Source organism: Nocardioides sp. NPDC054178, from assembly GCF_055585005.1.
The window spans coordinates 699,462-720,724 of sequence record NZ_JBVJKY010000001.1; the positions used below are offsets into that span (position 1 = coordinate 699,462).

A 21,263-nucleotide genomic window follows, 5' to 3' on the forward strand; every position below is an offset into this window, starting at 1 on the left:
CGGTGGGGGGTTGGGTGCTCCCCCCGGGGGCGCGCGCGGGCCCCCCCCGGGTGGGGGGGGCCTCCCCCCCCGGCGCCGGGGGGGCCCCCGCCCCCCCCCCGCGCCCGACGTACGTGACGCCTCGGCCGACGTGGGTGACTTCTCGGCAGGCCACTAGAGTTGTCCGCATGGCAGTTGATGGGTCGCTCGTAGGGCGCGCGTTTCCTCCGACCAGGCCCTATCGGGTCACCGACGAGAAGGTGCGGGAGTTCGCCGCCGCCACCGGCGTGGGCTGGGAGAGCGGGGACCCGGTTCCGGCGACGTTCCCGATCGTGCTCGCCTTCGACGCGATGAACGCCTTCCTCGACGACGTCGAGGTCGAGCTCTCGCGGATCGTGCACGGCGAGCAGAAGTTCTCCTACGCCAGGCCGATCGCGCCGGGGGACGTGCTGGTCGCGACCCTGAGCGTCGCCTCGCTGCGACAGATCGGCGGCAACGACATCATCGGTACGGTCTCGGAGATCACCGACGACTCCGGGGCGGTCGTGTGCACCACCTCGGCCACCCTGGTCCACCGAGCGGCGGAGGTCGCCTGATGACGCTCGAAGCAGGCGCCGAGCTGGCCCCGAAGACCTACCCCGTGACCCGGGCCTCGCTGGTGCGCTACGCCGGCGCGAGCGGCGACTTCAACCCGATCCACTGGTCCGACCGGATCGCCACCGCCGTCGGCCTGCCCGGGGTGATCGCCCATGGCATGTTCACGATGGCGCTGGTCGCCCGAGCGGTCTCGGAGTGGACCGACGGGGCCGAGGTCGTCGACTTCGGTGCCAAGTTCACCAACCCCGTCGTCGTGCCCGATGACGACCAAGGCACCTCGGTGACGGTCAGCGGCACCGTGAAGTCGGTCGAGGACGGCCTGGCGACGATCGCCTTGACGGTCGTCTCCGGCGACCAGAAGGTGCTGGGCATGCCGAAGGTCTCCGTACGTGTCTGAATCTGAGCTGCTCTCCCGCTACACCACCTTCCATCTCGGCGGCCCGGCGGCGGAGTTCGTCACCGCGACCACCGAGGCGGAGATCATCGAGGCCGTGACCGCGGCCGACGCGGCCGGGAACGACGTGCTCGTCCTCGGTGGCGGCAGCAACCTCGTCGTCGCCGACGCCGGCTTCCCGGGCACCGTCATCAAGCTCGCGACCACGGGGGTGACGGCGGAGCCGGTCGAGGGTGGCGTACTCGTCACCGTGGCTGCGGGCGAGACCTGGGACGACTTCGTGACGACCGCCGTCGACAAGGGCTGGAGCGGTGTCGAGGCGCTCTCCGGCATCCCCGGCAGCGTGGGTGCGACCCCGATCCAGAACGTCGGGGCGTACGGCCAGGACGTCTCCCAGACCATCACCTCGGTCAGGGTGCTCGACCGCGAGCTTCGCGAGGTGCGGAGCTTCACCGCCGAGGAGTGCGGGTTCGGCTACCGGTGGTCGCGGTTCAAGGCCGACCCCGGGCGCTACGTGGTCCTCGAGGTCACCTTCCGGCTCGGCACCGACGGCGAGACCGGCTCCCCGATCGCCTACGCCCAGCTCGCCGGCGCCCTCGGCGTCGAGCAGGGCACCCGGGTGCCGTCCACGCAGATCCGCGAGGCCGTCCTGGCGCTGCGCCGCAGCAAGGGCATGGTCATCGACGAGGCCGACCACGACACCTGGTCGGCGGGCTCGTTCTTCACCAACCCCGTGGTCGCCCCCGAGGACGTGCCCGACGGTGCGCCGGCCTACCCCCAGCCCGACGGCACGGTGAAGACCTCCGCGGCCTGGCTCATCGACCACGCCGGCTTCAAGAAGGGCCACGGCAACTCGAAGGTCTCGCTCTCCACGAAGCACACCCTCGCCCTCACCAACCGCGGCGAGGGCACGACCGCCGACCTGCTCGCCCTGGCCCGAGAGGTGCGTGACGGGGTGGAGAAGGCGTACGGGATCGTGCTCGTCAACGAGCCCGTCATGCTCGGCGTGGAGCTCTAGGCGAGACCAGCCCCGCCTCGTACGCCACGACGACGAGCTGCGCGCGGTCGCGCGCGTGCAGCTTGGTCATCGCGCGGTTGATGTGGGTCTTGGCGGTCAGCACGCTGATCACCATGGCCTCGGCGACCTGGTCGTTGGTCAGGCCCCGGGCGACCAGGGCGACCGCCTCGCGCTCCCGGTTGGTGAGCTCGGCGAGCCCGCGGGGAGCGTCGGCGGGGGAGGGCTGGCTGACGTAGTGGTCGATCAGCGCGCGGGTGACCGACGGCGCCAGCAGCGCGTCGCCTCGGGCGGCGACCCGCACCGCGTGCACGAAGTCCTCCGGCTGGACGTCCTTGACGAGGAACCCGGCAGCGCCGGCACGCAGGGCCTCGAGGACGTACTCGTCCATGCCGTAGTTGGTCAGGATCACCACGTGTACGTCACCCAGCGCCGGGTCGGCGGCGATCCGCCGGGTCGCCTCGAGACCGTCGGCCACCGGCATCTGGATGTCGACCATCGCCACGTCGGGCAGGTGCTGGCGGGCGAGCGCCACCGCCTCGATGCCGTCGGCGGCCTCGGCGACCACCTCGATGTCGTCCTCGATGTCGAGGAGGGCCCGGAAACCGCTGCGGATGAGCGGCTGGTCGTCGACCAGGAGCACCCGGATCACGACGTACGCTCCACCGGCAGCCGCGCCTCGACCATGAAACCACCCTCCTCGCGGGGTTGGGCCCGCAGCTGGCCGCCGAGGGCGCAGACCCGCTCCCGCATCCCGAGCAGGCCGATGCCGGGCACGGTCGTGGCCGGGGCACCGGTGCCGTTGTCCTCGACGCGGATCCCGAGGGAGTCGGGCCGGTGGTCGATGTGGACCGCCGCGCTGGTGGCCGCGGCGTGGCGGGTCACGTTGGTCAGCGCCTCCTGGACGATCCGGTAGGCCGTGCGGCCCACCGCGACCGGCACCGCGCCGGGCTGGCCGTCGACGGTCAGCGTGACGTCGAGCCCGGTGGACCCGGCGGACCCCACCAGGTCGCGTACGTCCTCGAGCCCCCGTGGTGGGTTCGGATCGTCGTCGCGCAGCGCCGTCAGCGTCGCGCGCAGCTCGCGGGCCGCCTCACGTCCGGCCTCCCGGATCGCCAGCAGCGGCTCGGGGACCTCCTCGCCGCGCCGCTGGGCCACATGGACGGCCGCCTCGGACTGCACCTTGATGACCGAGATCTGATGGGTGAGGGAGTCGTGCAGCTCGCGGGCGATGTGGAGCCGCTCGTCGTCGGCCCGGCGCTGGGCCGCGGCCTCGCGCGTGCGTTCGGCCTCGTCGGCCCGCCGCTCGGCCTGCCGGAGCGCCTCGCCGGCGGCGCCTGCCGCGATCAGCCAGGCGATCTCGAGGGCCCCGCGCGCCTGCTCGGAGGCGGCGCCGACGTCACCCGTGGCGGCGTAGGCCACCAGGAACAGCCCGCTCTGCATCACCACCGCGGCGATCACCGTGACCAGCCGATGGCCTTCCCGCACCGCCGCGTAGACCGCGACCAGGAACGCGATCACCGCGACGTCGAACCCGAGTGCCTGAAAGGCCAGCCCGCATGCGCCGCTGACCACCAGCACGGCGACGGGCGCCCGGCGCCGGACGACCAGGACCAGAGCGCTCGCGACCAGCGCGGCGTACCCGAGCACGACGTTGCCGGATCCCGGCTGTCCGCCGCTCAGCGCAGCAGCCAGCTGGGCCACGGCCACACCGACGGCGATGACCCAGTCCCCGACTGTGATCCGCCGCCTGACCATGCGAGCAGGATATGCCCGCTGCGCCGCCGGCGAGTCCCACTGTCGTAGGACCTCCGGCTACCACGTACGCAGTAGCGGCGGCGCCGAAGAGTCCACGCAGGCAGGACGACTCCGCCGGCCGCCGACGAGACGATCGAGTCATCCGGTCGAACTCGAACGAAGGAGTCCTCGATGTCCCTGAACGACCTGCTCATCAGCGCCGCCGACCCTGACGTAGGCACCTACACACTCACCACCGCCCGGCTCTGGGCGACGCTCGCCGCGTTCGTCGGCCTGGCCGGTGCGGTGGCCGGCGCCGCGGCGCTGACCCGTGCCGTACGCGGTGTCGGCAACCGTGGCCGCAACGGCGCTCTCGTGGCGCTCGGCTGCGGCGCGATCGCCCTGGTCGTCGGCGTCGTCAACCTCGTCGTCGCCGACGGCGGACCGGGCACCGGCAACGGCGTGGTCGGCGGTGGCCTGGCGATCGTCCTCGGCCTCGCCGCCCTGGCCCTGGGCACCCTGACCCTGACCCGATCCCGCCGAGTCGGCGCGTCTTGACCGAAACCCCCGCCGAGTCGGCTCGTCATGACGCGCCGACTCGGCGGGTTATCGGCGCCTCAGGGAGACGAGTACCTCGTGGTGGTCGGTGTTGGGGAACATGTCGAGCAGCCGCGCTGAGACGGGGCGGAGCGAGGGCATGTCGCGCAGGTCGCGGGCGAGGGTGTCGACGTTGCACGAGGAGTAGACGACGTGCTCGACCCCCGACTGCTCCAGCCAGCCGGAGAGCGCGGAACCGATCCCGCGCCGCGGCGGGTTGACGATGACCAGGTCGGGGGCGGAGCCGGCAGCGAGGGCGTACGCCGTCGCATCCCCGGCCACCCAGCTCGTGCCCGGCAGGCCCAGCTCGGCCGCGGTCGAGGCGGCGGCTTCGACTGCCTGCTCGCTGGACTCGACACCGAGCACCTCCCGCCCGGGCGCGGCCACGTGCAACCCGAAGCCGCCGACGCCGCAGTAGAGGTCCCACACCGACCTCGGCGACGCCGCGGAGACCAGGTCGCGGGCGTGGCGGTAGAGGGCGGCCGCGACATCGGTGTTGGTCTGGAAGAACGAGTGGGGCCGCAGCCGAAGGCCGATCCCGTTGACCTCCATGGTGAGCGCCTCGCGGGCGGTCAGGAAGATCTCCTCGGGGCCCTCGATGACGGCCTTGTGCTCCGGCTGGATGTTCACCGACGCCACCGCGACCGGCAGCGAGTCGAGCAGCGACGGAAGATGCTTGCGCAGCCGGGACAGCGCCTCGGTCGAGCGCAGCACCCAGCGCACCATCAGCTCCCCGCCGGGCGCCTCGGTGACGATCACGTGCTTGAGCTCACCGCGCCGCTCCGGCACCGAGTAGGGGGTCAGCCGTGCGGTCGTGACGAACCGGGACAGGACCGGCAGCGCCGCCTGCAGCCCCGGCGTGTGCAGCCCGCAGGCGAGCAGGTCCACGCCGAGACCGTCGTGCGACAGGATCCCCAGCGTCGGCGCCTCCACCGAGCCGGCGACGACCATCTTCGCCTTGTTGCGGAAACCGGCCTCCGGGCTGGAGACCGGTTCCTCCCAACGTACGTCCCCGAGAGCCTCGGCGACGCGCCGCTGCTTCTGCGCGAGCTGGTCGGCGTACGCCATCTCCAGCCAGCGGCAGGAGCGGCAGGCGCCGGAGGTGAAGTAGCCGCAGTCCATCCGTCAGATACGGCCAAGCATCGCGTTGACGCTGTCGAACGTCGTGGTGCTGGTGTCCTCGGAGACGACGACGAGCATCACGATGACGAAGATGACGTAGGCGACCCAGAAGAGCAGGTAGAGCGCCCCGAAGATCGTCCCGATGATGCCGGTGATGAAGCCGGCCTGAGCGTTGCCGCGCCCGCTGTAGGCAGCCGGGTTGGCGTCGATCTCGGCCATCACCCGCCTGCCCTTGATCCAGCCGAACGGGGCGACGAAGACGCCGATCCCACCGCACATGATCGAGAGGCACAGCCCGACGATCCCGAAGACCATCGCCGAGTTGGCCTCGGGATGAGGAGGCTGCGGGTACCCATAGGGCGCCGGCTGATATCCCGGCGGGGGCGGCGTGCTCGTCATCGCTCAGAACTCGCTGTCGTACGAGTCGTAGCCGCTGTCATAGCCTGAGTCGAACCCGCCGCTGACGCCGATGATGATGATGACGACGATGGCGAGGATGCTCAGGATCATCAGGGCGGTGCCGATGATGCCGAGGATGAAGCCGGCCTGCGCGTTGCCACGGCCGGTCAGGGCGCCTGCGGCCGCATCGATCCGCTTCTTCGCGGACAGACCCATGAACAGGGCGAACGGGGAGAGCACGATCGGGAGACCGCAGAAGAAGCCACCCGCGAGCCCGATGATGCCCAGCACCATCGCCGTGGTCGCGCCCGAGTCCGGCCTGCCCACCTGACCCGAGTATGCGGCCGGAGCACCGTAGGGCGCCTGGCCGTAGCTCGGCTGGGCGCCGTAGCCCGGCTGACCGCCGTAGGCCGGAGGCGTCTGTCCGTACCCCGCGGCCGGAGCCGGCGGGACCGGCGGCTTCTGGTCGAAGGTCGCCCCGCCGTACGGGTTCGGCTGCTCGCCGTAGGTCTGGCCGTACATCGGCTGGGTCGGCGCGGGCGGCGTCGAGGCAGGCGGAGTCGCCACCTGGGTCTCGTCGTTCTGCGCCGGCTCGGACGGGGTCGGCGGAGGCGGCGTGGAGGCGTCGGCCGGCTGGTTGGGATCGGGCTGATCGTCGGACGGGTTCGTCATGGCCGACATTCTGTCTTAACTTGCCGGATCCGTGGGGTGCGAGGGCGTGCTCAGCCAGTCGTCGACCTCGGCGAGCAGACCCTTCTTGGTCGACTCGGGCGCGGTCGAGGCGGTGATCGACATCCGCGCCAGGTCGGCGAGGGTCTCGTCGGTGAGCTCGTGAGCGGCCCGCATCGTGGCGTACTGCGCCGCCAGCCGGGACCCGAACAGCAGTGGGTCATCGGCCCCCAGCGCCACCGTGGCACCCGCCTCGAGCAGCTGCGGCAGCGGCACCGACGTCAGGTCCGAGTAGACGCCGAGCGACACGTTGGAGGTCGGGCAGACCTCCAGTGCGACGCCCGCCCGCACGATCTCCTCGAGCAGCGCCGGGTCCTCGGCAGCGCGCACGCCGTGACCCAGCCGGGTCGCGTGCAGCGACCGCAGCACGGTGCGGATGTGCTCGGGACCGCGCAGCTCACCGCCGTGCGGCATCAGCCGCAGACCGGCCCGCTCGGCGATCTGGAAGGCGTGGTCGAACTCCTCGGTCCGTCCGCGCCGCTCGTCGTTGGAGAGCCCGAAGCCGACCACACCCTGGTCGACGTACTGCCCCGCCAGGCGCGCCAGCGTGCGCGCGTCCATCGGGTGCCGGGTGCGGTTGGAGGCGATGATCACCGCCATGCCGAGCCCGGTCTCCCGCTCCGCGTCGCGGACGGCGTCCAGGACCAGATCCGTGAAGGCCGTGATCCCGCCGAACTTCGCCGCATAGCCCGACGGGTCGACCTGGATCTCGAGCCACCTGCCACCGTCGCGTACGTCGTCCTCGGCGACCTCCATGACGAGCCGCCGGATGTCCGCCTCGGTGCGCAGCACCGAGCGCGCCACGTCGTAGAGACGCTGGAACCTGAACCAGCCCTTCTCGTCGGCCGCGCTCAGCGTCGGCGGCCAGTCCGCGACCAGCTGCTCGGGCAGCCGGATCCCGTCGCGGGCGGCCAGCTCGAGCAGGGTCTCGTGGCGCATCGCACCCGTGAAGTGCAGGTGCAGATGCGCCTTCGGCAGCGTACGTAGGTCGCGTCGGTCAGCAGCGATGGGCACAGAAGTCACGCGAGCAGCTTCTCCGCAGCGGCCAGCTTCACGCACACCGTGACGACCTCCATGGCCCCGCTGACCTGCTCCAACGGCGGGAAGGACGGCGCGAGCCGGATGTTGGTGTCCTCCGGGTCGTGCTTGCCGGGGAACGCCGATCCGGCCGGGGTCAGCGCGACGCCGGCACCCTTGGCCAGCTCGATCACCCGGGTCGCGGTGCCCGGGAGCACGTCGAGGCTGACGAAGTAGCCGCCGGCGGGCTTGGTCCAGGTCGCGACGCCGAGCGAGCCGAGCTCGTCGGTGAGCGCGTCCTCGACGGCCGCGAACCGCGGCGCGAGCAGTTCGCGGTGCTTGGCCATGTGCTCGCGTACGCCGGCCGCCGAGCCGAAGAACTCCGCGTGCCGCAGGTGGTTGACCTTGTCGGGGCCGATGGCGCCGTTGCTCAGGTGGTCGAGCCACCAGGCGACGTTCTCCTTCGAGCCCCCGAAGAAGCCGACACCGGCGCCGGCGTAGGTGACCTTGGAGGTCGAGGCGAAGACCAGCGGACGGTGGGGGTTGCCGGCCGCGTTGGCCAGCGAGACGACGTCGGCGGTCTTGGTCTCCTCCGGCGTCAGGTGGTGCAGCGCGTAGGCGTTGTCCCAGAAGATCTTGAAGTCCGGAGCCGCGGTCGGCATCGAGGTGAGCCGCGCGGCGATCTCCTGCGAGGTGGTGTCACCGGTCGGGTTGGCGTAGGTCGGGACCAGCCACATGCCCTTGATCGTCGGGTCGTCCTTGACCAGGGCCGCGACGGCGTCGGCGTCGGGGCCGTCGGCGTGCATCGGCACGGTCAGCATCTCGATGCCGAACCACTCCAGGAGCGTGAAGTGGCGGTCGTAGCCCGGCACCGGGCAGACGAACCTCACCGTCTCCTCGCGGCCCCACGGGCGCTCGCTGTCGACGCCACCGTGAAGCCACAGGTACATCAGCGTGTCGCGCATCATCGTGAGGCTGGAGTTGCCGCCGGCGATGAGCTGGTCGGTGCCCAGGCCGAGGAGCTCGGCGTAGATCTCGCGGATCTCGATGCCGCCCGCCAGACCACCGTAGTTGCGCGTGTCGGTGCCGTCCGGGGCGGTCGTCGTCTTGGGGAGATGGAGCAGGCCGTCGGAGAGGTTGAGCTGGTCCGCGGAGGGCTTGCCCCGGGTCAGGTCCAGCTTCAGGCCCTTGGCCACCAAGGTGTCGTACGCCGTGCGCTGCTCCGTTGCGAACGCTTCGAGTTCCTCGCGCGAGAGCTCGGCGAGGGGACGGGGATCTGAGGTCATGTCAGCAATCCTATGGGTCAAGGCACCCCGGTTTTGGAAGGGCCATTGCCCCGTGCGTAGACTCACCGTTGGTGGTCTTCCCACATGGTTAGCCGCGCCCTCAACCGCGCGTCTGATGCAGACCTCCGTAGGGCACTAGCTCAACTGGCAGAGCATCGGTCTCCAAAACCGAAGGTTGGGGGTTCAAGTCCCTCGTGCCCTGCAAAGCCGGACCAGCGATGGATACGTTTTCGAGAGAAGGTGGCGGCGTGACGGACAGCAAGGCAGTCCCGACTCCGAACGACAAGAAGGCGGAGAAGCGCACCAGTATCCCGACGTTCTACCGCCAGGTCGTGGCCGAGCTCCGCAAGGTCGTCTGGCCGACGCAGCAGCAGCTCACGACGTACTTCATCGTGGTTCTGGTCTTCGTCCTGGTCATGATGGCGATCACCGCGGGCCTTGACCTCGGGTTCGGCAAGTTGATGTTCTGGGTGTTCGGCGGCCGCGACGCGTGATCGCGTGGGCCCCGGCCCGCGGAACACACCCGATACACACAATCAACGGTTTGGAGCAGGACGTGTCTGAGCAGGACTACACCGAGGAGACCGAGGTCCTCGAGACGGCCGAGGCCGCCTCCGACGTGCCTGCAGAGGCTGAGCTCGACGAGTCCGAGGAGTCCGACGAGTCCGGTGCCGCCGGCGAGGACGAGGCTTCGTTCGACGAGATCGTCGAGGGCGAGGCCCCCGAGGCTGCTGACGACGACCCGCTCGAGGCGTTCCGCCGTGAGCTGTGGGCGAAGCCGGGTGACTGGTTCGTGATCCACACCTACTCCGGCATGGAGAACCGGGTGAAGTCCAACCTGGAGAACCGCATCGTCTCCCTCAACATGGAGGACTACATCCACGAGATCGTGGTCCCCACCGAGGAGGTCCCGGAGATCAAGAACGGCCAGCGCAAGATGGTCAAGCGCACCGTTCTCCCGGGTTACGTGCTGGTCCGGATGGACCTCACCGACGAGTCCTGGGCGGCCGTACGCCACACCCCGTCGGTCACCGGTTTCGTCGGCCACAGCCACCAGCCGGTGCCGCTGTCGATGACCGAGGTCGAGAACATGCTCGCCCCCGCCGTCGTCGCCCAGGCCGAGGCCGAGGCTGCCGCCGCCGGTGAGGCCGCGACCGCCAGCTCCGGCGCCACCGGCACCGCCAAGAAGCCCGTCGAGGTCGTCGACTTCGCCGAGGGCGACTCGGTCACCGTCGTCGACGGCCCCTTCGCCACGCTCCACGCGACCATCACCGAGCTCAACGCCGAGTCCCAGCGCGTCAAGGCGCTCGTCGAGATCTTCGGTCGCGAGACCCCCGTCGAGCTCTCGTTCAACCAGATCGAGAAGGTCTGAGCCTGCGACCCTGCGAGCGAAGCGAGCAGGGTCGCAACGCGAAGAGGTCGAGCGAGCGCAGCGGCTGAGCTTGCGAAGCCGCGAAGCGGGTCGAGACCCAGCCCGAGAAGCCACATCACAACGGACGCCCCGGTGTAGTACACCGGGGCGTCCGGCAATTTTCATACCCCGCCGAGTCGGCTCGTCATAACGCGCCGACTCGGCGGGAGGGACGTCTGCGGCAGCGTCTTGATCAACCACTCGACGTACGCGGAGATGCCGGTGACGACGTCGGGGACGGCGGCGTCGGCCGTCTGAATTGCCGATGCGGCGCAGGTGGATGCCGCTTAGCATTCCGTTGCCCGGGACACCGCAGGATTGAAAGTGAGCCCCACGATGAACCTGCCCATCAGGACTCGGATCGCGGCCTCGTTCGCCGCTGTCGCCATGCCCCTTCTTGCCGCGTGCGGTGGATCGGAGCCGGGCGCAGCCTCATGCCCGGTGGAGGAAGCGGCGGTCAAGACGGCAGAGGCGGCGGTCGCGCCGCTGCAGGCCGAGGTCGAGACCGTGGAAGCAGCGCTCGCCAAGGCGTCGGCCGCAGCGGAGAAGGCGGGGGCAGAGGCCGACAAGGTCGGCGAAGAGGCCGACGCCGCGAGCATGGGCACCAGCGCTGAGGATGCTGCTGCGTTCGCGGACATCATGGCGAAGTCTGCGGACCTCACCGCGAAGGCTGCCGAACTCACCGCCGAGGCGGCGAAGGCGGAGGCCGCGGTGGCGGCTGCCGAGGAGAAGCTCGACGCAGCTGAGGGCGCGGTGACGAAGGCCGAGGATGCGTTGGCCGCCTGTCAAGGAGCCTGATCTCCGGCAGACCTACCTCGGCCAGGGCCGGCCAGTTCCGTTCATGTGCGTGGAAATCCCGGCCTCGCCCTGGGGAGACGGTGCGACAACCGTGCACATGCAGGGAAGTTTCAGGCGGTAACGGGCCGGCGCTCGACCAACGGTCAGGGCTACGGCAGCGTCTTGATCAGCCACTCGACGTACCCGGTGATGTCGGTGACGACTCCCGGAACGGCTGCGTTGGCCTGGGTGACGGTCTTGCCGAGCAGCCGGATGCTGCAGGAGTCGACGGCACGGTTGGTGTCCCAGCCGGCGGCGAGATCGGGGAAGCGGGAGGACAGCTCGGTGGCACAGATGCCACGGCGCTCGGAGATCGAGGCCCAGCTGCCGTCGTCGGTCGGGGTGGGGCTGGGGCTCGGGGCGGTCGAGGGGGTCGAGCTCGGCTTGCTCGTGGGTTTGGCGCCGGCGCTCGGCTTCGGTGCGGCGGTGTGGGGCTTCTTCGCCGCCGGCTTCTTGTCGGCCTTCTTCGCCGCGTTCGGCCCCGGACGACCGGGGCTCGCCTCGGTGTGCGCGGGAGCGGCGGCGAGCTCGATGTCGTCACTGCCGTAGGGGCTGTCGGCGTAGCCCTTGGCGATCTTCAGGACGGTGGAGACGTACGCCTCGCTGCGGTTGTAGCGGGTGAGCGCTGCCTGCTTCCCGGCATCGGTGGAGACGTCCTCGTCGCCGGAGCAGAGGTAGACGGCGGCCGCGAGGGCGGCGTCGTCGATGTCCTGCGGGTCGCGGACGCCGTCGCCGTCGCCGTCGACGGCCACCAACGGCCAGGTCGAGGGGATGAACTGCATCGGTCCCACGGCTCGGTCGCCGCTGGTGAGCTTGTCGACGGAGCCTCCGTCGGTATCGGGGGAAGGGTCGCCCGCGGGAGTTGTCAGCGCGGGGCCGTAGATCGCAGGGGACGCCTTGCCCGAGTCGTCGAGCCGGCTGCTCCTCAGGCGCCCGTGGTCGGACTCGACCATCCCGACGGCGGCGAGCAGCGTCCAGTCGAGGGCGCAGGCGCGGTCGGCGGTGGTGACCACGGCGGCCGCACGCTGATAGGCGGCCAGGGCCGGCATCGGGATGCCGCTTCCCTGCGCCATCGCGACGGCGACCGTCCCGGTCCGGGCGCCTTTGCGGGCACCTTGCGCGGGCGCGGGCTCGGTGACGCTTGCGGGCTGCTCGATCGCCGACGTCACCAGGGTCTCACCGCCGGGCAGCGTCACGGGTCGGACCGGATCGAACCCGGCGCCGGTGGCGGCGGCGGTCCACGCGGCCGAGAGCGCGGCCAGCGGCACGAGGGCGGCGAACATGGACAAGCGACGTCGATTGAACAATTGATCTCCCTTTGTAAATCCCTGGGGGAGTATGCCAAGGGGAGTGGTGGCCGTCACTCGGGGGTCTCGCTCAGTGGGCCGCACGCGCTGATTTCGTGAACCCGGACGGATCACGGACAATTGACCAGTTGCGAGAGCAACACAGCAGGTGGCAGAGGCCGGAAACGTACCAGCGGCTTCGTCATGACCACGAGAAGGAAGAGATCTCAAGAATGCCTCCGAAGAAGAAGATCGCAGCGCTCGTCAAGGTGCAGCTGCAGGCCGGCTCCGCGACCCCGGCCCCGCCGGTCGGTACCGCGCTCGGTCCGCACGGCGTCAACATCATGGAGTTCTGCAAGGCGTACAACGCCCAGACCGAGTCCATGCGCGGCAACGTCGTCCCCGTCGAGATCACCATCTACGAGGACCGCTCGTTCACCTTCATCACCAAGACCCCGCCGGCCGCTGAGCTGATCAAGAAGGCCGCCGGCCTGAAGAAGGGCTCGTCCGTCCCGCACAAGGACAAGGTCGGCAAGCTGACCAAGGACCAGGTGCGCGAGATCGCGACGACCAAGCTGCCCGACCTCAACGCGGAAGACATCGACGCCGCGATGAAGATCGTCGAGGGCACCGCCCGTTCCATGGGCGTCACCACCGACTGATACGTGGGAGAGCCGCGCTGGCTCGCTAACCACATCTCCTCTTAACCCTTAAGGAATTCACCATGCAGCGCAGCAAGACCTACCGCGCGGCGGAAGAGACGTTCGACAAGAACGAGCTCTACGCCCCGCTGGCCGCGATCAAGATCGCCAAGTCCACCAGCAAGAAGAAGTTCGACGAGACCGTTGACGTCGTCATGCGTCTCGGCGTCGACCCCCGTAAGGCCGACCAGATGGTGCGCGGCACCGTCAGCCTGCCCCACGGCACCGGTAAGACGATGCGCGTCATCGTCTTCGCCGCTGCTCCGGACAAGGCCGAGGCCGCTCGCGAGGCCGGCGCGGACGTCGTCGGTGGCGACGACCTCATCGAGAAGGTCTCCGGTGGCTGGCTCGACTTCGACGCCGTCGTCGCGACCCCCGACATGATGGGCAAGGTCGGCCGCCTCGGCCGCGTGCTCGGCCCCCGTGGCCTCATGCCGAACCCGAAGACCGGCACCGTCACCCCGGACCCGGCCAAGGCCGTGACCGACATCAAGGGCGGCAAGATCGACTTCCGGGTCGACCGTCACGCCAACCTTCACTTCATCATCGGCAAGGCCTCCTTCTCCGAGGCCCAGCTCGCTGAGAACTACGCCGCTGCTCTCGAGGAGGTGCTTCGTCTGAAGCCGTCCTCCTCCAAGGGCCGCTACCTGAAGAAGGTCACCGTCTCGACCACCATGGGCCCCGGTGTCCAGGTCGACCCCAACCGCATCAAGAACGTGGCTGGTGAGGACGAGGCCTGAGCCTCTCACGGCGCTTGCGCCGGGAGAACGCGAAGGGATCGAGCGAGCGCAGCGGCTGAGCTTGCGAAGCCGCTAAGCGGGTCGAGATCCACGCAGCGGTCTGCAGTAGGCGATCCTCATGTCGCTCTGATGGCCCGCCACCCCGAGGGGTGGCGGGCCATTGTCGTATAAAGCGTCGTAGAGTTCGGCGCATGAATCTGCGGAAGCTTGCTGCTGCCCTGACCGTTCCGGCCCTCGGACTGGCGCTCGCCGCCTGCGGTGGCGGCGACGAAGGTGGCACCTCGACGTCGGGTGCGAAGCTGGTCAAGGCCGACACCCTGACCATCTGCACGCACCTGCCCTACAAGCCGTTCGAGTTCAACGAGGGCGGCGAGGTCGTCGGTTTCGACATCGACGTGCTCAAGATCGCGGCCGATGCCGAGAAGCTCGAGACCGAGGTCGTCAACATCGGCTGGGAGACCATCGTCTCCGGTGAGGCCCTCAACTCCGGCAAGTGTGACGTCGCCGCCGGCGCGATGACGATCAACGAGGAGCGCGAGAAGGTCATGGACTTCACCGAGCCCTACTTCGAGGCGACCCAGGCGCTGATGACCAAGAAGGGTGCCGGCTACGCGTCGCTCGACGACCTCGCCGGCAAGACCATCGCGGTCCAGGAGGCCACCACGGGCGCCGACTACGTCAAGGAGAACGCTCCCAAGGACGCCAAGATCATCACGCTCGAGGACTCCGCGCTGATGATGCAGGCGGTCAAGTCCGGCAAGGCCGACGCCGGCGTCAACGACAACGGCCTGCTCTACGACTTCGTCAAGGACAACACCGACACGGAGATCACCAGCGAGTTCCAGACCGGTGAGGCGTACGGCTTCTCGGTCAAGAAGAACGGCAACGACAAGCTCCTCGACGTGCTCAACAAGGCCATCAACGACAAGGCCGCCTACGACGAGGTCTACAAGAAGTGGTTCGGGGAGGCTGCCGCCCAGTGACGGGCACGGCAGTAGTTCCCAAGAAGCGGATGTCGCCGCGCAAGCGCGCGGCGCTCATCCGTTATATCCAGTACGCCATCCTGGTCGCGCTGGTCGTCGTCGTCGCGCTGATCGCCGACTGGGGCGAGATCAGGCGGGCGTTCCTCGACCTGGACATCGCGCGGGCACAGTTCCCCGACGTCATCGTGATCGCCCTCAAGAACACGATCATCTACACCGCGTGCGGCTTCGCCTTCGGGCTCGCGCTCGGTCTGGTGCTGGCGCTGATGCGGCTCTCGAGCGTCGGTCCCTACCGGTGGATCTCGACCGGCATCATCGAGCTCTTCCGTGGGCTGCCGGCACTGGTCGTCTTCCTGGTGCTGGGCCTCGGCTACTCGCTCGCCTTCGGCAAGCAGCTCCCGGGCGGCAACCTCGGCACCGTGACGCTGGCGCTCGGTCTGGTCGGCGGTGCCTACATGGCCGAGACGATCCGGGCCGGCATCCAGGCGGTTCCGAAGGGTCAGTACGAGGCAGCCCGCACCTTGGGCATGACCCACAGCCGGGCGATGGTCACGATCGTGCTCCCGCAGGCGTTCCGGGTGATCCTTCCCCCGCTGACCAACGAGCTGATCCTGCTCACCAAGGACTCCTCGCTGGTCTACATCCTGGGGTTGTCGCTGGACGAGTACGAGCTCACCGCCTTCGGTCGCGAGGCGATGAACGCCAATGCCAACCTGACTCCGATGGTCACGATCGCGCTGTGCTACCTGTTGATCACGGTGCCGCTCTCGATCGTCGTACGCCGCATGGAAGCCAAGTCGGGGAGGGCCCGCTGATGACCCAGACGATCTCTGATCGCGGCGCGGCCGCGATCGACGTACAGAACCTGCACAAGTACTTCGGCGACAACGAGGTGCTCAAGGGCATCGACTTCCACATCGGGCGGGGCGAGGTCGTCTGCGTGGTCGGGCCCTCCGGGTCCGGCAAGTCGACGCTGCTGCGCTGCGTGAACCTCCTCGAGCAGCCGACCAGCGGCACGATCCTGGTCGAGGGTGAGGAGATCACCGATCCAGACGCTGACGTGGACGCGTTGCGGGCGCGGATCGGGATGGTCTTCCAGCAGTTCAACCTGTTCCCGCACATGACGGCGCTGCGCAACCTGACGGTCGCTCAGGAGAAGGTGCTCAAGCGCGGCCGGGCCGAGGCCACGAAGATCGCTCGGGCCAACCTGGAGAAGGTCGGGCTCTCGGACAAGGCCGACGCCTACCCTGCCCACCTCTCCGGCGGCCAGCAGCAGCGCGTCGCCATCGCGCGGGCGCTGTCGATGAACCCCGACATGATGCTCTTCGACGAGCCGACCTCCGCGCTCGACCCCGAGCTCGTCGGCGACGTCCTGGCCGTCATGAAGGACCTGGCTGCCGAGGGCATGACCATGATGGTGGTGACCCACGAGATGGGCTTCGCCCGCGAGGTCGCCGACAAGGTCGTCTTCATGGACGGCGGCGTGATCGTCGAGGAGGGCCTCCCGGCCGACGTCCTCAGCAACCCCCAGCACGAGCGCACCCAGGCGTTCCTCTCCCGGGTGCTCTGAGGCGCGGATGCTCACCGAGCTGTCTCGGTGAGCATCCGGCCCGCCGCCACGGGCGCGGTGACGGCTGCGAGGCCGAGGCAGAGGCCGGCACCGGCGAGCCAGACCGTCGGGACCCCGTGCGACAACAGGCCGGTGGCGAGCATCGGCCCGATCGTCTGCGCGATCCCCCAACAGGTCCCGTACGCCGCCAGGTAGCCCGCCCGCGAGCCGTCCGCAGCCGCGAGGCCGGCCACGAGTGCGATCGGTGGGCCCAGCAGAAGCACCTCGCCGAGGGCCACGATCGCCGAGCCGCCCGCGAGGAGCGGCAGCGGTGCCGCGTACGCGATGACGGCGAAGCCGACAGCCATCAGGACCAGTCCTGCGCGGATGAGCGTGAACGGCCGGGAAGCGGCGCCGCGGAGCAGACGCTGGCCGGCGATCGTGACCAGCGCGGCGACCGCGAGCAGCCAGCCGGTGGCCGCGGCGTCGTGCCCGCGGGCGGAGACGGTGAGCGGGAGAGCGATCGTGCTCAGGATCCAGGCGGTGGCGAACCCGGTGCCGAGCGCGAGCATCGTCAGGAGCCGGCGGTCACGCCAGGGGCTCGGCCCGGACCGTGGTTGACGCCCGCCGCGCGCCGTGGTGTCACGCACGAGAGCGAGGACGAGAACCGCGGCGCCCAGGCAGGTGAGCGCGTCGGCGACGAAGAGCAGGCGCAGGTCGATGCCGCCCACAAGAGCGGCCAGGGCCCCTGCCGCCACACCGGCGACAGCCATCGCGGCGCCGAGGAGTCCGTACGCCTGCGGCCGCCGCTCGACCTCGACCGACTCCGCGATCAGCGCCTGCGAGGCGGGCTCGTAGATCTCGTACGCCAGCCCGAGCAGCGTCGCGCCGATCAGCGCGCCGGCGATCCCGGGGGACGCGGCGATGACCAGCTGGGCCACCGCGCAGGCGAGGAGCCCCGCGACGATGGTCGGCCGGCGGCCCACCGTGTCGGCCATCCACCCGCCGAGCAGCCGCGAAGGGATGGTGGCGAGGCCGAAGGCCGTCACGACGGCACCGGCCGTGGCGAGGGAGGCGCCGTGCACCTCGACCAGCGCGACCGCCATGAAGGCCATCGCGAACGAACCCAGCCGGTTGACCGCCCGGGCGATGACCAGGGCGACGAGAGACCGTGGCCATCTCGTGCGCGGGTGACTGGTCAATGATTGAATGACGGTCATGAGTGGGACGGTAGATCCGACGTTGGTGACTGGTCAAATACTTTTCGACAGTCACGTGCACACGGTGACCGATCAAGCCTGCAGGCTCGTCAACGCGCTGACCGCCGGTCACGACGGCACCCGCGCCGTCGAGCCGCCGCCCCCGGGGAGACGGGCACCGGTCGTACGCGACCTGCTGGCCCGTCCCGACTACCAGCCCCGGGTCGAGGAGGCCGACGCCGACGGGATGGTCACCCTCGCCGAGTCACTGCGCGTCGTGTTCGAAGCCGCGGCGCGTCGTGACCTCGACACCGCCGCCACCGCGGTCAACGCGCTCCTACGGGAGATGGGCTCGGTCCCGCAGCTCGACCGGGCCCGCGGGGGTGGGTGGGCTCTGCACTTCCACGGACGCGAGCCCGACCTGGTCGTCGGCTGGGGCGCCGGGATCGCCGCCGGGCTCGCGTTGGCGATCGGCTCGGACCTCGCCGGCCGGCTGGGCGTCTGCGAGGCCGATCCCTGTGACCGCGTCTTCGTGGACACCTCCAAGAACGCCGGCCGCCGCTTCTGCTCCACGCGCTGCCAGAGCCGGGTGAAGGCGGCCGCTCACCGGGCCCGCCAGAATTAGTCCGGGACGTTTCGGTCCGTCTACCGGGAGGTGATGGGCAGGAACGTCCCGGACCACCTCACTAGGGTTGCGGCGTGCGAGCTGATCTCGGGACGGTGGACTGGTCTGCGGCGCTCGCGTGGGTCGAGGAGGAGCTGGCTGACCCGATCGGTGACGTACGCCGCCTCTCCGGTGGCTGGACCTCGACCATGCTGGCGCTCACGCCGGGTGAGCACGACCCGGTGGTGCTCCGGCTGATGACCAACGAGCCGTGGCGCACCCATGGCGAGCCGCTGACCACCCGGGAGAGCGAGATCCAGCGGATGCTCGCGACCACGGACGTCCCGGCGCTCAGGTCGCTCGCGCTCGACGCCACCGGTGAGCGTTGCGGCCACCCGGCGCACCTGATGACGCTGCTCCCGGGCGCGATCGAGCCGCACCGCGACGACGACGTCTCGCTCGCGCGGCTCGCGGAGCTGCTGGCGAGCATCCACGCGATCGAGCCGACGATCGACGTACGCCGCTACCAGTCGTGGGCCTGGGAGGCGAAGTTCGTCGTCCCGGCCTGGGTGGGAGACGGGGGTCTGTGGGAGGACGCGTTCGCGCTGCTGCGCACCGAGCCGCCGGCGTACGACCCCTGCTTCATCCATCGCGACTTCCAGCCGCGCAACGTGCTGTGGGATCGCGACGAGATCACGGGTGTCGTCGACTGGGTGGAGACGTCCATCGGGCCCGCCTGGCTGGACGTGGCGCACTGCGCGACCAACCTGGCGATCGTGCACGGCACGGAGACGGCGGACCGGTTCGCCGATGCGTACGCCGCGACGACCGGCCGCCCGGCACAGCCCTACTTCGACGTGATGGACGTCGTCGGCTTCCTGCCGCCTCCCGGCAGGCGGTCGTTCCTCACCGACCGGGCCGAGCTCGTCCGCCTGGAGGAGAGACTCGCGGCGGTGCTGCCGCGCTGCCAGTAGGGTCTGCGACGTGCCCACGCCTGACGACTACCTCGTGACCCTCGGTGAGCTGCAGACCGAGTTCGCGGCCGCGCTGAAGCAGGCCGACCCGGACGTGCCGGTGCCGTCCTGCGACGACTGGTCGGTCGGCGACCTGGCCGACCATCTGGCCGGGGTGCACCACTGGGCGGCGGCGATGGCGCGCGACGAGGACGAGGAGCCGCTGCCGGTCCCGTTGGACCTGGTCGCGGCCTATGAGACCCAGGCCGCCGAGCTGCGCGAGACGCTCGCGGCGCTGGGGCCGGAGGCGACCGGCCGGATCCTCAACGGGCTGACCGAGGACGGCCGCGGGCCGGTCTCGTTCTGGTTCCGGCGTCAGGTGCACGAGACCCTGGTCCACCTCTGGGACATCCGGGCTGCGCTCGGGCGCTCCGCTCCCGAGGTGGCACCGGAGCTGTGGGCCGACACGGTCGACGAGGTGCTGACCGTGATGTACCCGCGGCAGGTCGCCCTGAAGCGGACGCGAAAGGTCGTCACCCGCATCGAGCTGACCGCCACCGATGTCGACCGGTCCTGGGCGATCGGAGCACCGAACGCGGTGCAGAAGGTGTCCGTCACCGGATCCGCTCGTGACCTGGCACTGCTCCTGTCGGGGCGGACGTCGCCCCGGTTCGCCGAGCTGACCGTCACCGGTGACGAGGCGGCCCTGGCCGAGGCACTCTCACGTGCGCTCGTCCCGTAGCAGGGCTGGGCGGGACTGCAACCGCGTACGGTCGGCGCGGCCGGTCCAGTAGCCGACCCAGACCGCCCCGGCGAGGGAGAAGATCCCGAGGGCGACGGGGGCGGCGGCGATCGAGAAGACCGCGGCCAGCCCTGAGACCAGGAGCGGTCCGCCGGTGCCGCCGAGGTCGCCGCACAGCCGCCACCCGCCGAGGAACTGGGCGCGCCCGTCCTCGGGTGCGGCATCGGCGCCCAACGTCATCACGATCCCCGAACCGAGGCCGTTGCCGATGGCGATGAGCGCCATCACCGCGCCCAGGCTGAGCGCGTCGTGGGTGAGCGGGAGCAGCAGACAGCCGAGGCCGACGGCGACCACCACCGGGATCGCCACGACCTGGCGCCCGCGGTGGTCGAGCAGCCACCCGCCGGGGAGGGTGAGGGCGATGTCGACCAGAGCCGCCCCGGCGAAGAGCAGGGAGACCACCGAGGCCTCGAGGTGGATGTGGTCGGCCCAGAGCGGGAGCAGCCCGGTGCGTACGGAACGCGAGATCCCGATGATCACCACCGCCACCCCGAGGGTGGCGAAGGTCCGGCGGTGGGTCCACAGCACGCTGCGTACGCTCAGATGCCCCTGCTCGTGCGAGCGGGTCCGGCCCAGCTCGGGCATCCAGCCGCCGATCACCGCCGAGCACAGCGACGTCGCGGCCGCGAACAGGAAGACGACGGGGAGACCGAAGAGGTGGATGAGCCCGGCGCCGAGCAGCGGCCCGACGAAGACCCCGAGCCGGAACGACCCGCCCAGCAGCGACATCGCCCGCGCCCGGTGGGAGAGCGGGGTCGCGTCGATGAGGAAGCCCTGCCGCGCGATCAGGAACGCCGTCCAGCTCATCCCGCTGACGAAGACGGCGATGGCGAGCACGGCGACCGAGCTGCTGAGGAACGCCACGGTCATCGCGACCGCGTCGAGAACCCCGGCACCCATCAGCGTCCGCCGCTCGCCGATCCGCGCCACCAGCGACCCGGCGGGCAACGAGGTCGCCAGCGACCCGATCCCGAGCAGCGCGACCACGAACGCAGCCACGGACGCGTCCGCGCCCAGGTCGGAGGCCCGAAGTGCCAGGACCGGCATCACCGCACCGTGCCCCATGGAGCTGACGATCGAGGGTGCGTACGCCACCACCGCGATGTCTCGGAACCGGAACTCCTCGGTCGTCGTCTCCGTCGTCACCCCTTTACTCTGCCTGATTCGTTACCGAGGCTCACTATTTATACGCCAGCCGAGACGTCCCCCCGGTCGGGGGGGGGGGCCCCCCCCGGGGGGGGGGGGGCGGGGGCCGGGGGGGGGGGGGGGGGCGGGGCGCCCGCCGGGGGGGGGGGGGGGGGGGCGGGGGGGCGGGGGGGGGCCGCG

At 70.3% G+C, this 21,263-nt stretch carries 25 protein-coding genes and 1 tRNA gene; 16 read left to right on the top strand and 10 right to left on the bottom strand.

What is annotated here, in order from left to right:
* Window positions 1–167: 167 nt before the first annotated feature.
* The 3 genes from ACZ6WN_RS03410 to ACZ6WN_RS03420 are packed head-to-tail and all read left to right on the top strand — an operon-like array spanning window position 168 to window position 1,988.
* Window positions 168–575 (top strand): FAS1-like dehydratase domain-containing protein, encoded by a 408-nt coding sequence (locus tag ACZ6WN_RS03410; protein ID WP_465862697.1) that lies wholly within the window; start codon window positions 168–170, stop codon window positions 573–575.
* A complete protein-coding gene (locus ACZ6WN_RS03415; RefSeq protein WP_465862699.1) occupies window positions 575–973 on the top strand; it encodes a MaoC/PaaZ C-terminal domain-containing protein in 399 nt (132 codons plus the stop codon). The genes ACZ6WN_RS03410 and ACZ6WN_RS03415 overlap by 1 nt, the downstream gene beginning before the upstream one ends.
* Window positions 966–1,988 (top strand): UDP-N-acetylmuramate dehydrogenase, encoded by a 1,023-nt coding sequence (locus ACZ6WN_RS03420; RefSeq protein ID WP_465862700.1) that lies wholly within the window; start codon window positions 966–968, stop codon window positions 1,986–1,988. Before ACZ6WN_RS03415 ends, ACZ6WN_RS03420 begins: the two co-directional genes overlap by 8 nt.
* Here the strand turns inward: ACZ6WN_RS03420 and ACZ6WN_RS03425 are convergent.
* Together ACZ6WN_RS03425 and ACZ6WN_RS03430 are read right to left on the bottom strand one after the other, a co-directional pair.
* Window positions 1,966–2,637: a response regulator gene (locus ACZ6WN_RS03425; RefSeq protein ID WP_465862701.1), complete on the bottom strand. Its 672-nt coding sequence runs from the start codon at window positions 2,635–2,637 to the stop codon at window positions 1,966–1,968. The two genes, ACZ6WN_RS03420 and ACZ6WN_RS03425, sit on opposite strands and share 23 nt — an antisense overlap.
* Window positions 2,634–3,743, bottom strand: coding sequence for a sensor histidine kinase (locus tag ACZ6WN_RS03430; RefSeq protein ID WP_465862703.1), 1,110 nt, complete (start codon window positions 3,741–3,743; stop codon window positions 2,634–2,636). Before ACZ6WN_RS03430 ends, ACZ6WN_RS03425 begins: the two co-directional genes overlap by 4 nt.
* Window positions 3,744–3,914: 171 nt before the next feature.
* Here ACZ6WN_RS03430 and ACZ6WN_RS03435 point away from each other — a divergent pair, with 171 nt between their 5' ends.
* Window positions 3,915–4,280, top strand: a complete 366-nt coding sequence (locus ACZ6WN_RS03435) for a DUF6223 family protein (protein ID WP_465862705.1) — start codon at window positions 3,915–3,917, stop codon at window positions 4,278–4,280.
* Between the two features lie 48 nt (window positions 4,281–4,328).
* On the opposite strand, the gene rlmC is transcribed toward ACZ6WN_RS03435, so the two are convergent.
* The 5 genes from rlmC to ACZ6WN_RS03460 are packed head-to-tail and all read right to left on the bottom strand — an operon-like array spanning window position 4,329 to window position 8,872.
* On the bottom strand, window positions 4,329–5,441 hold the full coding sequence (gene rlmC, locus ACZ6WN_RS03440; RefSeq protein WP_465862706.1) for a 23S rRNA (uracil(747)-C(5))-methyltransferase RlmC: 1,113 nt from the start codon (window positions 5,439–5,441) through the stop codon (window positions 4,329–4,331).
* A gap of 3 nt (window positions 5,442–5,444) precedes the next feature.
* Window positions 5,445–5,840 (bottom strand): DUF4190 domain-containing protein, encoded by a 396-nt coding sequence (locus tag ACZ6WN_RS03445; RefSeq protein ID WP_465862708.1) that lies wholly within the window; start codon window positions 5,838–5,840, stop codon window positions 5,445–5,447.
* 3 nt (window positions 5,841–5,843) lie between these two features.
* Window positions 5,844–6,512, bottom strand: coding sequence for a DUF4190 domain-containing protein (locus ACZ6WN_RS03450; protein WP_465862710.1), 669 nt, complete (start codon window positions 6,510–6,512; stop codon window positions 5,844–5,846).
* A gap of 15 nt (window positions 6,513–6,527) precedes the next feature.
* Window positions 6,528–7,592: an adenosine deaminase gene (locus tag ACZ6WN_RS03455; RefSeq protein ID WP_465862711.1), complete on the bottom strand. Its 1,065-nt coding sequence runs from the start codon at window positions 7,590–7,592 to the stop codon at window positions 6,528–6,530.
* Entirely contained in the window at window positions 7,589–8,872 is a 1,284-nt protein-coding gene (locus ACZ6WN_RS03460) for an aspartate aminotransferase type Ic (RefSeq protein ID WP_465862713.1), read from the bottom strand. Before ACZ6WN_RS03460 ends, ACZ6WN_RS03455 begins: the two co-directional genes overlap by 4 nt.
* Window positions 8,873–9,001: 129 nt before the next feature.
* On the opposite strand from ACZ6WN_RS03460, the gene ACZ6WN_RS03465 reads away from it, so the two are divergent.
* The 4 genes from ACZ6WN_RS03465 (at window position 9,002) to ACZ6WN_RS03480 (ending at window position 11,081) form a co-directional block, all read left to right on the top strand.
* A tRNA-Trp gene (locus ACZ6WN_RS03465) sits at window positions 9,002–9,074 on the top strand.
* A gap of 46 nt (window positions 9,075–9,120) precedes the next feature.
* Entirely contained in the window at window positions 9,121–9,366 is a 246-nt protein-coding gene (gene secE, locus ACZ6WN_RS03470; RefSeq protein ID WP_465862715.1) for a preprotein translocase subunit SecE, read from the top strand.
* A gap of 62 nt (window positions 9,367–9,428) precedes the next feature.
* Window positions 9,429–10,244, top strand: coding sequence for a transcription termination/antitermination protein NusG (gene nusG / locus ACZ6WN_RS03475; protein ID WP_465862717.1), 816 nt, complete (start codon window positions 9,429–9,431; stop codon window positions 10,242–10,244).
* Window positions 10,245–10,607: 363 nt separating this feature from the next.
* A complete protein-coding gene (locus ACZ6WN_RS03480; RefSeq protein WP_465862719.1) occupies window positions 10,608–11,081 on the top strand; it encodes a hypothetical protein in 474 nt (157 codons plus the stop codon).
* A gap of 149 nt (window positions 11,082–11,230) precedes the next feature.
* Here the strand turns inward: ACZ6WN_RS03480 and ACZ6WN_RS03485 are convergent, their stop codons facing one another.
* Window positions 11,231–12,403 (bottom strand): lytic transglycosylase domain-containing protein, encoded by a 1,173-nt coding sequence (locus ACZ6WN_RS03485; protein ID WP_465862720.1) that lies wholly within the window; start codon window positions 12,401–12,403, stop codon window positions 11,231–11,233.
* Window positions 12,404–12,639: 236 nt separating this feature from the next.
* Between ACZ6WN_RS03485 and rplK the strand changes: the two genes are divergently transcribed.
* The 5 genes from rplK (at window position 12,640) to ACZ6WN_RS03510 (ending at window position 16,400) form a co-directional block, all read left to right on the top strand.
* Window positions 12,640–13,068 (top strand): 50S ribosomal protein L11, encoded by a 429-nt coding sequence (rplK, locus tag ACZ6WN_RS03490; RefSeq protein ID WP_160025595.1) that lies wholly within the window; start codon window positions 12,640–12,642, stop codon window positions 13,066–13,068.
* 62 nt (window positions 13,069–13,130) lie between these two features.
* A complete protein-coding gene (gene rplA / locus ACZ6WN_RS03495) occupies window positions 13,131–13,847 on the top strand; it encodes a 50S ribosomal protein L1 (RefSeq protein WP_465862722.1) in 717 nt (238 codons plus the stop codon).
* Window positions 13,848–14,038: 191 nt separating this feature from the next.
* Window positions 14,039–14,830: an ABC transporter substrate-binding protein gene (locus tag ACZ6WN_RS03500; RefSeq protein WP_465862724.1), complete on the top strand. Its 792-nt coding sequence runs from the start codon at window positions 14,039–14,041 to the stop codon at window positions 14,828–14,830.
* 29 nt (window positions 14,831–14,859) lie between these two features.
* A complete protein-coding gene (locus tag ACZ6WN_RS03505) occupies window positions 14,860–15,645 on the top strand; it encodes an amino acid ABC transporter permease (RefSeq protein WP_465862726.1) in 786 nt (261 codons plus the stop codon).
* Entirely contained in the window at window positions 15,645–16,400 is a 756-nt protein-coding gene (locus ACZ6WN_RS03510) for an amino acid ABC transporter ATP-binding protein (protein ID WP_465862728.1), read from the top strand. The genes ACZ6WN_RS03505 and ACZ6WN_RS03510 overlap by 1 nt, the downstream gene beginning before the upstream one ends.
* A gap of 11 nt (window positions 16,401–16,411) precedes the next feature.
* Here ACZ6WN_RS03510 and ACZ6WN_RS03515 read toward each other — a convergent pair whose 3' ends face one another.
* On the bottom strand, window positions 16,412–17,599 hold the full coding sequence (locus ACZ6WN_RS03515) for an MFS transporter (RefSeq protein ID WP_465862729.1): 1,188 nt from the start codon (window positions 17,597–17,599) through the stop codon (window positions 16,412–16,414).
* A gap of 64 nt (window positions 17,600–17,663) precedes the next feature.
* On the opposite strand from ACZ6WN_RS03515, the gene ACZ6WN_RS03520 reads away from it, so the two are divergent.
* The 3 genes from ACZ6WN_RS03520 to ACZ6WN_RS03530 all read left to right on the top strand — a co-directional run bounded on the left by ACZ6WN_RS03520 (window position 17,664) and on the right by ACZ6WN_RS03530 (window position 19,877).
* A complete protein-coding gene (locus ACZ6WN_RS03520; protein ID WP_465862730.1) occupies window positions 17,664–18,203 on the top strand; it encodes a CGNR zinc finger domain-containing protein in 540 nt (179 codons plus the stop codon).
* Between the two features lie 74 nt (window positions 18,204–18,277).
* Window positions 18,278–19,156 (top strand): phosphotransferase family protein, encoded by an 879-nt coding sequence (locus ACZ6WN_RS03525; RefSeq protein WP_465862732.1) that lies wholly within the window; start codon window positions 18,278–18,280, stop codon window positions 19,154–19,156.
* Window positions 19,157–19,166: 10 nt separating this feature from the next.
* Window positions 19,167–19,877, top strand: a complete 711-nt coding sequence (locus tag ACZ6WN_RS03530) for a maleylpyruvate isomerase family mycothiol-dependent enzyme (protein WP_465862734.1) — start codon at window positions 19,167–19,169, stop codon at window positions 19,875–19,877.
* Here ACZ6WN_RS03530 and ACZ6WN_RS03535 read toward each other — a convergent pair.
* Window positions 19,857–21,083: an MFS transporter gene (locus ACZ6WN_RS03535; RefSeq protein ID WP_465862735.1), complete on the bottom strand. Its 1,227-nt coding sequence runs from the start codon at window positions 21,081–21,083 to the stop codon at window positions 19,857–19,859. The two genes, ACZ6WN_RS03530 and ACZ6WN_RS03535, sit on opposite strands and share 21 nt — an antisense overlap.
* Window positions 21,084–21,263 lie beyond the last annotated feature (180 nt).